Below are 12,761 nucleotides of genomic sequence, written 5' to 3' on the forward strand. Positions count from 1 at the left end.
TTGTTTCGCTCCAACTCTTCTATAAGATATAATATGCAAGAATATTGAAAGGCTGCTGCTGCATACTGGCGGCAGAAACATCGGGCGGGCTGCACGTCTATCCTCGCGCAGCCGATACCGGAACAGCAATGTCAGGAAGGCAAGCCGCACACATGGCCGAGTTCACAAAACCCACGACTGCCGCACGCGAGTTCTTTATCCAGGGCCTGACAAGCGATGGCCGGCAGTTCCGGCCCAGTGACTGGGCAGAGCGCCTGTGCGGCGTGATGTCATGCTTTCGCCCGGAGGGAAGCGGCGGGCGCAACGCCCACATCGGGTACTCCCCCTATGTACGGCCGACGGTGCTTGGCGGCGTGAAGTCGGTGGTGGTCAATGAAGCCTTGCGCGAAATCGAACCGCTCGCCTTTCACTTTGTTGTCAATTTCGCCAAGGATAACGATCTGCAGATCCTAGACGCTTGCCTAGTGCCGGACCAGAAAGCCAAATAAGCGCCACCCTTGCAGCCGCCGGCCAAGGATGGTGTTCGCAGGTCTAGCCCGATTTCTCCCTTATCGCTGCGGCTTTTTGCCGTATCCGCCACGCAGTGTGCATCGCACCTGCCCCATGCTCAGCTAGAGCTTTCCTTCAGGAAAGGAATGGGCTAACCTTAAGGCCATCAAGGTTTCACAGCCCTCGGCGGCTCAGCAATCTCATCAATTTCAGTGGAGAAGGAATGCCCCGAAGCCGCCAGCCTTTTTCGCCTTTTGCAGCCGCAGTGCTGGCGCTGCTTGCAGGACTGATTGCCACCTTTGTCCTGTTTGCCGGTATCAGGCGGCTTGAGCATGACAAGATCGAACTCGAATTCCAGCAGCGGGCCAATATACGCATTCTGACGATACAGCAGCAGCTGGATCAGACCATTCATACGCTTAGAGTCCTCAATCAGGCATTCGTCAGTTTCCAGGACGTCAGCCGCGAGCAGTTCCGCAACTTTTCCCAGCCCTTGCTGCAACGGCATTCCTATATCCAGGCTCTCAATTTTCATCGTGTCGTCGATGCCGAAGGACGCGACGCTTACGAACTCGAGATGCGGCGTGTCTATCCCGATTATGTGATGCGCCAGATGAAAGACGGCCGGCTGGTGCCGGCGGAGGCCGCACGTCAGCATCTGATCGTCGATTATGTCGAACCGCTCAGGGGCAACGAAGCCGCGCTGGGACTGGATGTGGCGCCTAACACACACTTGGCGGAAGCGGTGCGCTGGGCGACTGACAGCGGACAGCCGACCTCCACCGCCTTGCTCACGCTTGCGCAGGGCGGCGGGCGCCAGACCGGCTTCCTTGTCGTAATGCCGCTTTACCGCCACGGGATGCCAACCGATACCGTCGATGAGCGCAGGGCCGCTTTCATCGGGGATACGGCCGCCGTGTTCAAGGCCGAGGTGCTGGTCGAGAAAATTCTTTCGGAAAGCGGGATGCTGAACGATCCGTCGCTCAGTATCAGCGTCTATGCCAGCTCCGATATCGATGACCGCAACCTGGCTTTCCGCAGCGGCTCGCGCCCTCTGTCACGCGACGAACTCGCCGCGCAGTCGAAATCGCCGATTCCGCACTGGCTGTTCCGCGATCAGCCGGAACCGGTCATGCATGATTTCGATCTTGCCGGACGGCCCTGGAAGATTGCCATTTCGCGCCAGCCTGAATCGTTCATGGCGCGCCATGCAGGCTCCGTCGCCACCCTGGCGGGAGGAGTTCTAATGAGCCTGCTGATCGTCGGCTTTTTTCACGCTATGTCCATGCGATCGCGGCGCGTGCATAGCCTGGTCGAACAGCGCACCGCGGAACTGCGCCTGGCCAATGACAGGCTGGTCGAGGATATCGCAGCGCGCAAGCGCGCTGAGGATGCCCTGCAGTTGCGCCAGAGAGCGATCGAGGCCAGCGCGAACGCCATCATCATCACCAGCGCCGCGGCGCCGAACTATCCGATCGAGTACGTCAATCCCGCCTTCGAGCGCATCACCGGATATTCCCTGGAGGACGTCATCAACCGCAGCTGCAGCCTGCTCTGGGCGGACGACCGCGCGCAGCCGGAAATCCAGGAAATCATCGCCTCGGTGCGCGAGCTCCGGGAAACGCGCGTCACCCTGCGGACCTACGGCAAGGATGGTCGCATGTTCTGGAGCGACGCTTTCCTTGCGCCGGTGCGCGATGAAACCGGCGTTGTTAATCATTACGTCGTCGCGATCAACGACATCACCGCCACCAAGCGCTACCAGGCCGAATTGGAATTCCAGGCCAACCGCGACACGCTGACCGGACTCGCCAACCGCAACCTGCTGCATGACCGGCTGCGCCAGGCAAGCGCATATGCGACTCGTTACGGGCATCCGGTATGGCTGCTGTTCATGAATCTCGATCGCTTCAAGTTCGTCAACGATACCCTGGGACATCGGGCAGGCGACGAGCTTCTCAAAGTTGTCGCCGACCGCCTGCGCGGTGCGGTGCGCGAGACCGATACGATCGCGCGCATGAGCGCCGATGAATTCGTGCTCATCCTGCCGGAACGCACGGAAGAGCATCTTTCGCCGGTCCTCGTCCAGCGCATCATGGATGCCGTGGCGCAGCCCATCGTCATCGAGGGCTATGAATTCGTCATGGGTTCCAGCATCGGCATCGCCGTCTGTCCATCCGACGGCATGGATGCGGATACGCTGATCAAGCATGCCGGTATCGCGATGTACCGCGCCAAGGAAACGGGCCGGAACAATTTCCAATTCTTTACGCCGGCCATGAACGATCATGCGATGGAGCGCCTGCGCATTGAAAACAATTTGCGCAGCGCGCTCGAACGCGAGGAGTTCTTCCTGCACTACCAGCCGCAGGTCGATCTGGCGACCGGACGGGTGCTCGGCATGGAAGTGCTGATACGCTGGCAGCATCCGGTGCTCGGCATGGTGCCGCCGGACCGCTTCATCGAGCTCGCCGAGGAAATCGGCTTGATCGTCCCGATCGGCGCATGGGTCTTGCGCACCGCCTGCCGCCAGTGCGTCGCATGGCAGCGCGCCGGCCTCGGTCAGTTGCGCGTCGCGGTCAATCTGTCGCCACTCCAGTTCTACCAGGAAGACCTGGTGCATACCGTCAAGGGGGTGCTAGCCGAATCAGGATTGGCGCCGCATCTGCTCGAGCTAGAGCTGACCGAAAGCATGATGATGAACGACATCGAGCATGCGGTCTGCATTCTGCGCGACCTCAAATCAATCGGCGTCCACTTGTCGATCGACGATTTCGGCACGGGATATTCCAGCCTGTCGTACCTGAAGCGCTTCCCCATCGATCTGCTCAAGATCGACCAGTCCTTCGTGCGGGACATCACCATCGACCCCGACGACGAAGCGATCGTGCTGTCCATCATCTCTCTCGCGCACAGCCTGCGCCTGAAGGTCATCGCCGAAGGCGTCGAGACCGAGGCGCAACTCGCCTACCTGAAGCGCCATGGCTGCGATTACATGCAGGGCTACTATTTCAGCCGTCCCCTGCCGGCGCAGGCATTCGAGCAGCTGCTGCGGCAGCGGCGTTCACTCTCGCAAGACACCTCCCATCTTCTCCCGCTGGTGTAGCATGGCTTGCCCGGCTTGCCCGGCTTGCCCGGCGTGACCGCGCCATCACGGCGTCGTCAGCGCGTGTCACTGCCCGGGAACGCACATCTGCAAGCGGAATCGAATCGCTGAATCATCGAGCCGCTACAACAACGAAGCAATACAGCAACGGAGAAAAGGCATGGCCAACACTCGGACAGAACGCGATACCTTTGGTCCCATCGATGTGCCGGCAGACCGGCTCTGGGGTGCCCAGACGCAGCGGTCGCTGCATCATTTCCATATCTCCACCGAACGCATGCCGGCCAGCCTGGTGCTCGCGCTTGCCCACGTCAAGCGAGCCTGCGCGGCCGTCAACCGCGACCTGGGACTGCTTGACGGCAAGAAGGCGGAGGCCATCATCGCCGCAGCCGATGAAGTGATCGCCGGCCGGCATGAGGGGGAATTTCCGCTGTCGGTCTGGCAGACCGGTTCCGGCACGCAAAGCAACATGAACATGAATGAAGTGCTGGCCAACCGCGCATCGGAACTGCTGGGCGGACAGCGCGGAGAAGGCCGGCTGGTGCATCCCAACGACGACGTCAACATGGGCCAGTCGTCGAACGACATCTTTCCCACAGCCATGCATGTCGCGGCGGCCACCAGCACCGCGGAATCGCTGCTGCCGGCGATCGATGCCCTGCGCGGCACGCTGGCGCGCAAGGCCGAGGCCTTCGACGGCATCGTCAAGATCGGACGCACGCACCTGCAGGATGCAACACCATTGACGCTGGGACAGGAGTTCTCCGGCTATGTGGCCCAGCTCGAGCATGCGCATGCGATCGTCTCGGCGTCACTGCCGGCACTGCTGGAACTGGCCGCCGGCGGCACCGCGGTCGGCACCGGCCTGAACACGCACCGCGAATTCGGCGCGCGGGTTGCCGCCGAACTGGAAAACGCGCTTGGCCTGCCGTTCCGGACCGCGCCGAACAAGTTCGCCGCATTGGCCAGCCATGATGCGCTGGTGGCCGCGCACGGTGCATTGAAGACGCTGGCGGCGGCACTGATGAAGATCGCCAACGACGTGCGCTGGCTGGCCTCCGGGCCGCGCTCGGGACTGGGCGAACTCACCATTCCGGAGAACGAGCCGGGCAGCTCCATCATGCCCGGCAAGGTCAATCCCACGCAGTGCGAAGCGATGACCATGCTATGCAGCCAGGTGTTCGGCAATGACGTGGCGCTCAATATCGGCGGCGCCATGGGCAACTTCGAACTGAATGTCTTCAAGCCGCTGATTGCGCATAACTTCCTGCAGAGCGTACGCCTGCTGGCGGACGGCATGCACAGCTTCGACGAGCATTGCGCGCGCGGCATCGAAGCCAATCATGCACGCATCGGCGAACTGATGGAGCGCTCGTTGATGCTGGTGACGGCATTGGCACCGCATATCGGCTATGACAAGGCTGCGCAGATTGCCAAGCGCGCGCATCATGACGGCACCACCCTCAAGCAGGCGGCGCTGGCGCTGGGGCATGTCAGCGAGGAGGACTTTGACCGTTGGGTCAGGCCGGAAGCGATGGTGGCGCCGCGCTGACGTCGGTCGGCGGCGCCCGGTCAGTCATCAGCCGTGCGCCGATTCCATGATCTGTTCGCGCAGCCAGATGTTCGCCGGATCGGCATCGACGTTCGCATGCCAGTACAGGAATACGTCAAAGGCCGGCACGTCGAGCGGGAAGGGCAGAATCTGGTTGCCGAACTGCTGATTGGCAACATGCGCATAGCGTCCCGGCATGGTCAGCAGCATATCGGTCTGGCTCACCACCCGGCAGGCGGCGAAATAATGCTGGCAGCGCAGCCTGATCCGCCTTTCCACGCCGAACCGGCTGAGTTCGAAATCCTCCAGCCCCGGCCCGCGCCGGCGTGAACTGGCCAGGATGTGGTCCTGTTTCAAGTAGGTCTCGAGATCCAGTCCGCCGTCGATGTCGGGATGGCCGCTGCGCGCCACCACGACCGTGGCATCCTGATAGATGCGGGTGTGCATGATGTCGCTCGACAGCGGCAGCAGCACGTCGATGGCTGCATCAAGCGAACCGGCGGCAAGTTCGGTCTCCAGTTCGCGCCGTTCCACATGACTGGCGGCAAGATCCACTTCCGGGGCATGTTCGCGGATGCGCAGCATCAGTGGCGGAAGGATGGTGGATTCCAGCACATCACGCAATGCGAGGTTGAAGCGCTTCTGCGTGCTGGCCGGATCGAATGCATGCACGCCATTGAGCGTCACTTCGAGATTGCGCAGCGAGCGGCGGATCGGATCGATGATGCTGCGCGCCAGCGGCGTCGACACCATCGCATGCCCCTGCCGCACGAACAGCGGATCGCCGAACATCTGCCGCAAGCGGTTGAGCGCATGACTGATCGCCGGTTGCGTCAGGTTCAGCTTCTGGCTGGCACGCGTGACGCTGCCTTCGGTATAGATGGCTTCGAATACCGTAAAGAGATTGAGGTCGACCCGTGATATATGCATGAAATTTATCCAAACAGATAATAACTATTCATTTGATCGATTCTAACCCCGGGGATATGCTTCCTACAACTCGCCGCACTGCGGCAAACCGGAAAGTCTTCAATGGGACAGATTTACCTCGTTCGCCACGGACAAGCGTCGTTCGGCAGCGCCAACTATGACCAGTTGTCGGAACTGGGCCAGGAACAGGCCCGCTTGCTCGGAGAATGGTTCGCCGGCACCCACCAGCAGTTCCACCGGGTCGTCTGCGGCGGCATGAAGCGCCACCGCCAGACCGCCGATGCCTGCATCGCGGCGCTGCCAAAGCTTTCCCGCATCGACCTGGATTGGGAAACCGATCCCGACTTCAATGAGTACGATCACCATGAAGTGTTAGTCAAGCACCGCCCGGAATTCGACGACCCGGGGGAAGTAAAACGTTTCCTTGCTTCCAGTCCAAATGCGAAATATGCATTCCAGGATATCTTCCAGGCAGCCATGTCGCGCTGGATGAGCGGTCATTACGACGGCGAATACCGTGAGCCCTGGCCAGCCTTCCAGCGCCGCTGCGTCGGCGCGCTGCGCAAAGTCATGGCCGGTGCGGAAAAGTCGCAGAGCATCCTCGTCTTCACCTCCGGCGGCACCATTTCCACCATCTGCCAGCACATCCTCAACCTGCAGAACAAGCAGGTGGCGGAACTGAACTGGTCGCTCGTCAATTGCGCGGTGACCAAGTTGCTGTTCCAGGGCGACCGCGTCACACTCAGCACGCTGAACAGCTATGCCCACCTTGAATGGCTGGGCAAGCCCCATACCGTTACTTATCGATAGGAAGAGCATGAGCAACGCAAACCTGTTTGACCTCTCCGGCAAAGTCGCGCTGGTGACCGGCGCCAGCCGCGGCATCGGCGAATCCGTCGCCACCACGCTGGCCGCCTACGGCGCGCACGTGATCGTTTCGAGCCGCAAGCAGGATGCCTGCGAGACGGTGGCAAGCAAAATCCGCGAAGCGGGCGGCTCGGCCGAGGCGATGGCTTGCCATATCGGCGAAATGGCCCAGATCGAAGCCGTGTTCGCCGCCATCGAACAGAAGCATGGGCGTCTCGACGTGCTGGTCAACAATGCCGCGACCAATCCCTATTTCGGACCGATCGTCGATACCGACCTGTCGTCATTCCAGAAGACGCTCGACGTCAACATCCGCGGCTACTTCTACAGCTCGGCGCATGGCGCCAAGCTGATGGCGAAGAATGGCGGCGGCAGCATCGTCAATGTCGCCTCTGTCAATGGCGTCATTCCCGGCGACATGCAAGGCATCTACTCCATCACCAAGGCCGCGGTAATTTCGATGACGCAGGCCTTCGCCAAGGAGTGCGCGAAATCCGGCGTGCGCGTCAACGCGCTGCTGCCCGGCGCCACCGACACCAAGTTCGCGGCGGCGCTGGTGCAGAACCAGGAAGTGCTGAACCGGCTGATGCCGCATGTGCCGATGCGCCGCGTCGCGCATCCCGATGAAATGGCGGGCGCGGTGCTGTACCTGGCATCGAACGCATCAAGCTATACCACCGGTACCGCAATCAATGTCGATGGCGGTTACCTGATCGGATAAGAGTCAGGCAACCGGCAACCGGCAACCGGCAACCGGCAAGAAGCAATGTAAACGAGAGCAGGTGGAGACAAGGCAGCACCATAAAAAACGGCGGCGGGGCGGATTGCTTCCGTCCTGCCAAGCCGATTCGCCACGGCTGCCATCAAGCGTGTAATTCCCGCAATGTCCCGCAGCGGTGCGCCCGGCCGCGCCGCGGGCCTTCGCACGTCCGGTGAAAGGAGACGGTCATGATTCAACATGCAATGCAGCCCGCCAATCCGGCCTACGCCGAGGTCCTGCAGAAGATGGTGCTCGCCATGCCAATGGCGCGCGAACTGGGCCTGCAGTTCAGGCGCATCGAAGCCGGCGAAGTGGATATTTTCATTCCCTACCGCGAGGCATGGAGCTTTCGTCCCGGGCAGATGCAGGCCACCGCGATCTTCGCCGCCGCCGACTTTGCCGCCGTCGCGGCGGCGGGCACCCTGCTGCCGGAAGGCTGGATCAATGCCAGCATCGACTGCACGCTGAAGATCGTCGGCCCCGCCAATGGCGACGCGCTGCTTGCGCGCGGTCGCGTCGTCGATGCGGGCCGGTTGCTTAGCGTCTGCGCAGCCGACGTATTCGCCTTACGTGACGGCAAGGAATCGCTGTGCGCGACGGCGCTGGCCACCGCCCGCAATATCGAAGAAAAAACCAGGTAGCACAACCTGCGCATTCAATCCGAGCATCTTTTTGATGGAGTAGAACGATGGATTTCCAGTACAGCCCCAAGGTCAAGGAATTGCAGAAGCGTCTGATTGCCTTTATGGATGAACACATCTATCCGAACGAGGACCGCTATTACGCCGAGGTCGAATCCAATCGCGCCAAGGGCAATCCCTGGGTGCCGACCGTCGTTATTGAGGAACTCAAGGACAAGGCCCGCGCGCAGGGCCTGTGGAACCTGTTCCTGCCCGAGTCGCATCGCGGCGCGGGATTGACCAACCTTGAATATGCGCCCCTGTGCGAGATCATGGGCCGCGCGTTATGGTCGGCCGAAGTCTTCAACTGCTCGGCTCCCGACACCGGCAACATGGAAACGCTGGAGCGCTATGCCAGCGAAGAACTGAAGGCGCAATGGCTGCAGCCGCTGCTCGACGGCAGCATCCGCTCCTGCTTCGCGATGACCGAGCCGGCGGTGGCGTCCTCCGACGCGACCAACATCGAATCGTCCATCGTGCGCGAAGGCGACGAGTATGTGATCAACGGCCGCAAGTGGTGGTCGTCCGGCGCCAACGATCCGCGCTGCAAGGTCTTCATCTTCATGGGCAAGACCGATCCGTCCAATCCGAACCGTCATCTGCAGCAATCGATGATCGTGGTGCCGCGCAATACGCCCGGCGTGAACGTGTTGCGCCATCTGCCGGTGTTCGGCTACGACGATGCGCCGCACGGCCATGCGGAGATTGCGTTTGAAAACGTCAGGGTTCCGGCATCGAACATCCTGCTGGGAGAGGGCAGGGGGTTCGAGATCGCGCAAGGCCGTCTCGGCCCGGGACGCATTCACCACTGCATGCGCCTGATCGGACTGGCCGAGCGCGCGCTGGAGGACATGTGCAAGCGTACGCTCAAGCGCGTCGCCTTCGGCAAGCCGGTGGCGGAGCAGACAGTGACGCTGGAACGCATCGCCAATGCGCGCATCATGATCGACCAGTCGCGCTTCCTGGTCCTCAATGCCGCTCACATGATGGACACGGTCGGCAACAAGGTCGCGGCGAAGGAGATTGCAATGATCAAGGTGGCTGCGCCCAACATGGCTTGCCAGGTGATCGACTGGGCCATCCAGGCGCACGGCGGCGGCGGCGTGACCAGCGACTTCAAGCTGGCCTACTCGTATGCGCAAGCGCGCACGCTGCGGCTGGCGGATGGGCCGGACGAGGTGCACCGCAACCAGATCGGCAAGCTGGAACTCAAGCGCTATCAATAACCATCGTAAGCATCGCAAGGAGAAGAGATGAGTGCAATCGCATTTGATGGCAAGGCAGTACTGGTTACCGGGGCGGCGAGCGGCATCGGCCGCGCGGCGGCGCTGTCGTTCGCCAGGGAAGGGGCGCGTGTTGCCGTGTCCGACGTCGATGCGGCGGGCGGCGAGGAAACGGCCGCGACGATCAGGCAGGCCGGTGGCGAGGCTGTTTTCATCAGGGCCGATGTATCGAAGTCGCTGGACGTGCAGGCACTGGTCGCCGGCGTGGTCGAACGGTACGGCAGGCTCGACTGCGCCTTCAACAATGCCGGTATCGAGATAGAACACCGGCCGCTGGCCGAGGCCGATGAAGCGACGTTCGACCGCATCATGAACGTCAACGTCAAGGGCGTCTGGCTATGCATGAAATACGAGATCACCCAGATGCTCGCGCAGGGTGGCGGCGTCATTGTGAATACGGCCTCGGTCGCCGGACTGGTGGGCGCACCGACCCAGCCCATCTATGCGGCGAGCAAGCATGCGGTAGTCGGCATGACCAGGACGGCGGCGGCGGAATATGGCCGTGCCGGCATTCGCATCAATGCGGTTTGTCCCGGCATCATTCGCACGCCGATGATGGACCGCGCAATCGAGCGCGAACCGCGCCGCGCGAAGGCGATGGAGAAGGTGCATCCGATAGGGCGCCTGGGCGAGGCGCAGGAAATCGCCAACGCCGCATTGTGGCTCTGTTCCGATAGCGCATCATTCGTCACGGGACATCAGCTTGCGGTGGATGGAGGACTGACGGCCATTTGAGGGAAGTGCCGACGGGAAGGGATGGAAAGCAGAAAAGCAGGTGTGGAAGCAAATGGTGCGGAATACCGTTTCCGATATTCCGCACCACTGGATCAGCGCCGGGGTGCAAGCCGTGTGATCCACTCACTCCTGATCCGCTCTAGCTGGATCGGGGAGCGACTTGTAGAGACTAGTGCTGCCTTGCGTTAGCGAGGCGTGCCGCGACGCAGCAGGTTGACGATGGCCAGCAGGATCACAGCACCCAGGAACGAGACAAGCAGCGAAGAGATGCTGAAGTCATTCTGGTTGATGGTTCCTGTTCCGAACAGCGGAGCGAGCAGCCAACCGCCAAGCAGTGCACCTACGATACCGACGATGACGTTCAGGAGCATGCCTTGGCTGGCATCTGTACGCATCACGATGCTGGCGAGCCAGCCGAGAATACCACCTACGATAATCCAGATAATAAAATTCATTTTTACCTCCTATGTATGTTGATAGACTGGCTACAAGAATAGACTGGCTGCATGTGAAATGGTTCATGCCGCGGAGCGGCCACTGATCTAGCTCATGCTACTGTGCGAAGACATCGAAGCATCGTGTTTTTCGCTTGATCCCGCCGAGCTGTTTCGATCATTTGCACCTTCAAGCGCATTCCGAACACAGAAAGCATCTCGCATGCAAACCACCGCCGGATGATGAATGCATTGAAGGCGTGCCGCGTGATTGTTAATGCATGCATCGTTCATTGTCATCTGCCTCCGGCAAGCTCCGACTCCGAATGCTCAATTGATACCGCGGCCGGGAGAACCTGTTCCGTTCCGCCTGTACCGCCTCTCATTCTCGGTCGGAAGCGGCGAGAATCCTTCGTCGTCTTCCACCAGGACCGTGACTCCCGGCTGAATGGTCTTCAGATAGCTGGCATATGCATAGGCATCCTCCTTTTCATCAAATGACGCGATAGGCTGTTCGCCACCTTTCTCGGATATGTCCCAGGTGTCATTCAAGCCTGGCGAGATGCAGATGACGGTCGTTTCAAGCGTGTCTGTTTCCACGTCTGTTTCTCCTTGCTGCGCGGTGATGTCGCCACATGCCGATGCAGTGTGGCCAGTGTCGCGAAAGGGGAAGGCATCGCAGGCGCTGGTTCCGCTCCGCTTGCCTTCGCTGATGAACACTGGTTGATTCATGATGATGACGTCGCCGTTCGCATTGCATATTCCGTACCGCGCGTCATGCTCATTGAGCGCGCATTCATCGAAGTCGCGTAAGGACGCTGTGCGACACAATGCATGCTTCGCATGACGTGCGAGTGAAATTCAGTAGCTCTTGATGAATAAGGCACGCGGTTCGTCGACGCGCCCTCTGCCGGTATGCCTGCAACCAGTGCCTGCGTGCCGGCATGTGTTCTGTGTGACCGTATCCCAATTCATAACAATCTCCTTGTCATTGATAGTGGGAAAGCCCATCGGGCCATTTGTGTCTGCAGTGCCTGTGCAAGTCCTGTGCCTAGAGCAAGCCAGTCGCGGGCCATCGGAACGATGGCGAAGGAAGATGCAATGCATGCCGTGCGGCGCCGGGGTGCTCGCTACGACGAAGGGCGGCATGTTTCCCTGTGTTGAAAGGGCATTGCGCCATGGGACGGGCCTCCTGTACGGTTCATCGCATGCTCGGGACTGCCGGCAGGGGCAGGGAGGGCATGAGAACATGGATGGCTTGGGAAAGACTCTAGCCCATTTGGCAATTTGCTCGTGTAAATGTTCCAAGCATTGTTGAAAACAATACAGGCAGAACTTGCTGGACTTTCCCGTTGTCCATGTTGTTGAAGCGTATGCCCCGGCAGGGACTCATGCCTGGGGAACTCGCTTGCAATACCTCTTGAATGGTTGCCTGGGCAGGCTAATCGACGCTTATTTGCGCTGCCGCAGTTCAAGAAAAAAATGGAGACAATTTCTGGTGTGGTAGGAAACTTAATCAGTGTCAAGTTGTCATTTGTTACACCCGAGTACGATCGGTTACAACGTCACCACAGGAGCACATCATCATGACTGAACACGCGTTGGCAGGACAGGAAAGCTACGATCCGAATCGCCTTCTGGATACTCTGCTTGAAAAAATGAATCTCAAGAACGATGCGGCGCTCTCGCGCATGCTTGAAGTCGCGCCGCCGGTCATCAGCAAGATTCGCCACCGCCGTCTGCCGATCGGCGCATCGCTGCTGATCCGCATGCATGAAACCACCGGCATGAGCATCCGCGAGCTGCGCGATCTGATGGGCGATCGCCGTACCAAGTATCGCCTGAGCGATGCCCAGGGCAAGCCGAAACCGGCACCGGATGCCGCGCCCGCCCAGCCCCAGCAGAACCAGGCCAGCATGCATTAA

At 60.5% G+C, this 12,761-nt stretch carries 12 protein-coding genes; 9 read left to right on the top strand and 3 right to left on the bottom strand.

The genetic code is table 11. The annotated features are described in order from the left end of the window. The first annotated feature begins 152 nt into the window (after positions 1 to 152). The 3 genes from RY831_RS05405 (at position 153) to fumC (ending at position 5,147) form a co-directional block, all read left to right on the top strand. Positions 153 to 488, top strand: a complete 336-nt coding sequence (locus RY831_RS05405; RefSeq protein WP_326505303.1) for a DUF3579 domain-containing protein — start codon at positions 153 to 155, stop codon at positions 486 to 488. A gap of 224 nt (positions 489 to 712) precedes the next feature. Further along, complete coding sequence (locus RY831_RS05410; protein WP_326505304.1) at positions 713 to 3,595, top strand: bifunctional diguanylate cyclase/phosphodiesterase; 2,883 nt, start codon at positions 713 to 715, stop codon at positions 3,593 to 3,595. A 160-nt stretch (positions 3,596 to 3,755) separates the two neighbouring features. Then, a complete protein-coding gene (gene fumC / locus RY831_RS05415) occupies positions 3,756 to 5,147 on the top strand; it encodes a class II fumarate hydratase (RefSeq protein WP_326505305.1) in 1,392 nt (463 codons plus the stop codon). A gap of 27 nt (positions 5,148 to 5,174) precedes the next feature. Here fumC and RY831_RS05420 read toward each other — a convergent pair whose 3' ends face one another. Next, positions 5,175 to 6,077, bottom strand: coding sequence for a LysR family transcriptional regulator (locus RY831_RS05420; protein ID WP_326505306.1), 903 nt, complete (start codon positions 6,075 to 6,077; stop codon positions 5,175 to 5,177). Between the two features lie 102 nt (positions 6,078 to 6,179). On the opposite strand from RY831_RS05420, the gene RY831_RS05425 reads away from it, so the two are divergent. From RY831_RS05425 to RY831_RS05445, 5 genes are all read left to right on the top strand, one after another. After that, complete coding sequence (locus RY831_RS05425; protein ID WP_326505307.1) at positions 6,180 to 6,887, top strand: histidine phosphatase family protein; 708 nt, start codon at positions 6,180 to 6,182, stop codon at positions 6,885 to 6,887. A gap of 7 nt (positions 6,888 to 6,894) precedes the next feature. Beyond that, positions 6,895 to 7,665, top strand: a complete 771-nt coding sequence (locus tag RY831_RS05430; protein ID WP_326505308.1) for an SDR family oxidoreductase — start codon at positions 6,895 to 6,897, stop codon at positions 7,663 to 7,665. A gap of 242 nt (positions 7,666 to 7,907) precedes the next feature. Next, a complete protein-coding gene (locus RY831_RS05435) occupies positions 7,908 to 8,345 on the top strand; it encodes a PaaI family thioesterase (protein ID WP_326505464.1) in 438 nt (145 codons plus the stop codon). Positions 8,346 to 8,392: 47 nt separating this feature from the next. Next, positions 8,393 to 9,610: an acyl-CoA dehydrogenase family protein gene (locus tag RY831_RS05440; protein WP_326505309.1), complete on the top strand. Its 1,218-nt coding sequence runs from the start codon at positions 8,393 to 8,395 to the stop codon at positions 9,608 to 9,610. A gap of 27 nt (positions 9,611 to 9,637) precedes the next feature. Continuing rightward, positions 9,638 to 10,402 (top strand): SDR family oxidoreductase, encoded by a 765-nt coding sequence (locus RY831_RS05445; RefSeq protein WP_326505310.1) that lies wholly within the window; start codon positions 9,638 to 9,640, stop codon positions 10,400 to 10,402. A gap of 185 nt (positions 10,403 to 10,587) precedes the next feature. Here the strand turns inward: RY831_RS05445 and RY831_RS05450 are convergent, their stop codons facing one another. Both RY831_RS05450 and RY831_RS05455 read right to left on the bottom strand, forming a co-directional pair. Beyond that, a complete protein-coding gene (locus RY831_RS05450) occupies positions 10,588 to 10,857 on the bottom strand; it encodes a GlsB/YeaQ/YmgE family stress response membrane protein (protein ID WP_194723194.1) in 270 nt (89 codons plus the stop codon). Between the two features lie 309 nt (positions 10,858 to 11,166). Then, the gene (locus tag RY831_RS05455) at positions 11,167 to 11,568 is read right to left on the bottom strand and encodes a hypothetical protein (protein WP_326505311.1); all 402 of its coding nucleotides are present in this window, start codon (positions 11,566 to 11,568) and stop codon (positions 11,167 to 11,169) included. A gap of 854 nt (positions 11,569 to 12,422) precedes the next feature. Here RY831_RS05455 and RY831_RS05460 point away from each other — a divergent pair. After that, a complete protein-coding gene (locus tag RY831_RS05460) occupies positions 12,423 to 12,761 on the top strand; it encodes a hypothetical protein (RefSeq protein WP_326505312.1) in 339 nt (112 codons plus the stop codon).

This window comes from Noviherbaspirillum album (assembly GCF_035916955.1).
Lineage (GTDB): Bacteria > Pseudomonadota > Gammaproteobacteria > Burkholderiales > Burkholderiaceae_D > Noviherbaspirillum > Noviherbaspirillum album.

Coding starts and splice junctions, on each gene's coding strand:
- RY831_RS05410 (WP_326505304.1), top strand. CDS start 713: ATGCCCCGAAGCCGCCAGCCTTTTTCGCCTTTTGCAGCCGCAGTGCTG.
- RY831_RS05445 (WP_326505310.1), top strand. CDS start 9,638: ATGAGTGCAATCGCATTTGATGGCAAGGCAGTACTGGTTACCGGGGCG.
- RY831_RS05450 (WP_194723194.1), bottom strand. CDS start 10,857: ATGAATTTTATTATCTGGATTATCGTAGGTGGTATTCTCGGCTGGCTC.
- RY831_RS05405 (WP_326505303.1), top strand. CDS start 153: ATGGCCGAGTTCACAAAACCCACGACTGCCGCACGCGAGTTCTTTATC.
- fumC (WP_326505305.1), top strand. CDS start 3,756: ATGGCCAACACTCGGACAGAACGCGATACCTTTGGTCCCATCGATGTG.
- RY831_RS05430 (WP_326505308.1), top strand. CDS start 6,895: ATGAGCAACGCAAACCTGTTTGACCTCTCCGGCAAAGTCGCGCTGGTG.
- RY831_RS05435 (WP_326505464.1), top strand. CDS start 7,908: ATGCAGCCCGCCAATCCGGCCTACGCCGAGGTCCTGCAGAAGATGGTG.
- RY831_RS05455 (WP_326505311.1), bottom strand. CDS start 11,568: ATGAATCAACCAGTGTTCATCAGCGAAGGCAAGCGGAGCGGAACCAGC.
- RY831_RS05440 (WP_326505309.1), top strand. CDS start 8,393: ATGGATTTCCAGTACAGCCCCAAGGTCAAGGAATTGCAGAAGCGTCTG.
- RY831_RS05460 (WP_326505312.1), top strand. CDS start 12,423: ATGACTGAACACGCGTTGGCAGGACAGGAAAGCTACGATCCGAATCGC.
- RY831_RS05420 (WP_326505306.1), bottom strand. CDS start 6,077: ATGCATATATCACGGGTCGACCTCAATCTCTTTACGGTATTCGAAGCC.
- RY831_RS05425 (WP_326505307.1), top strand. CDS start 6,180: ATGGGACAGATTTACCTCGTTCGCCACGGACAAGCGTCGTTCGGCAGC.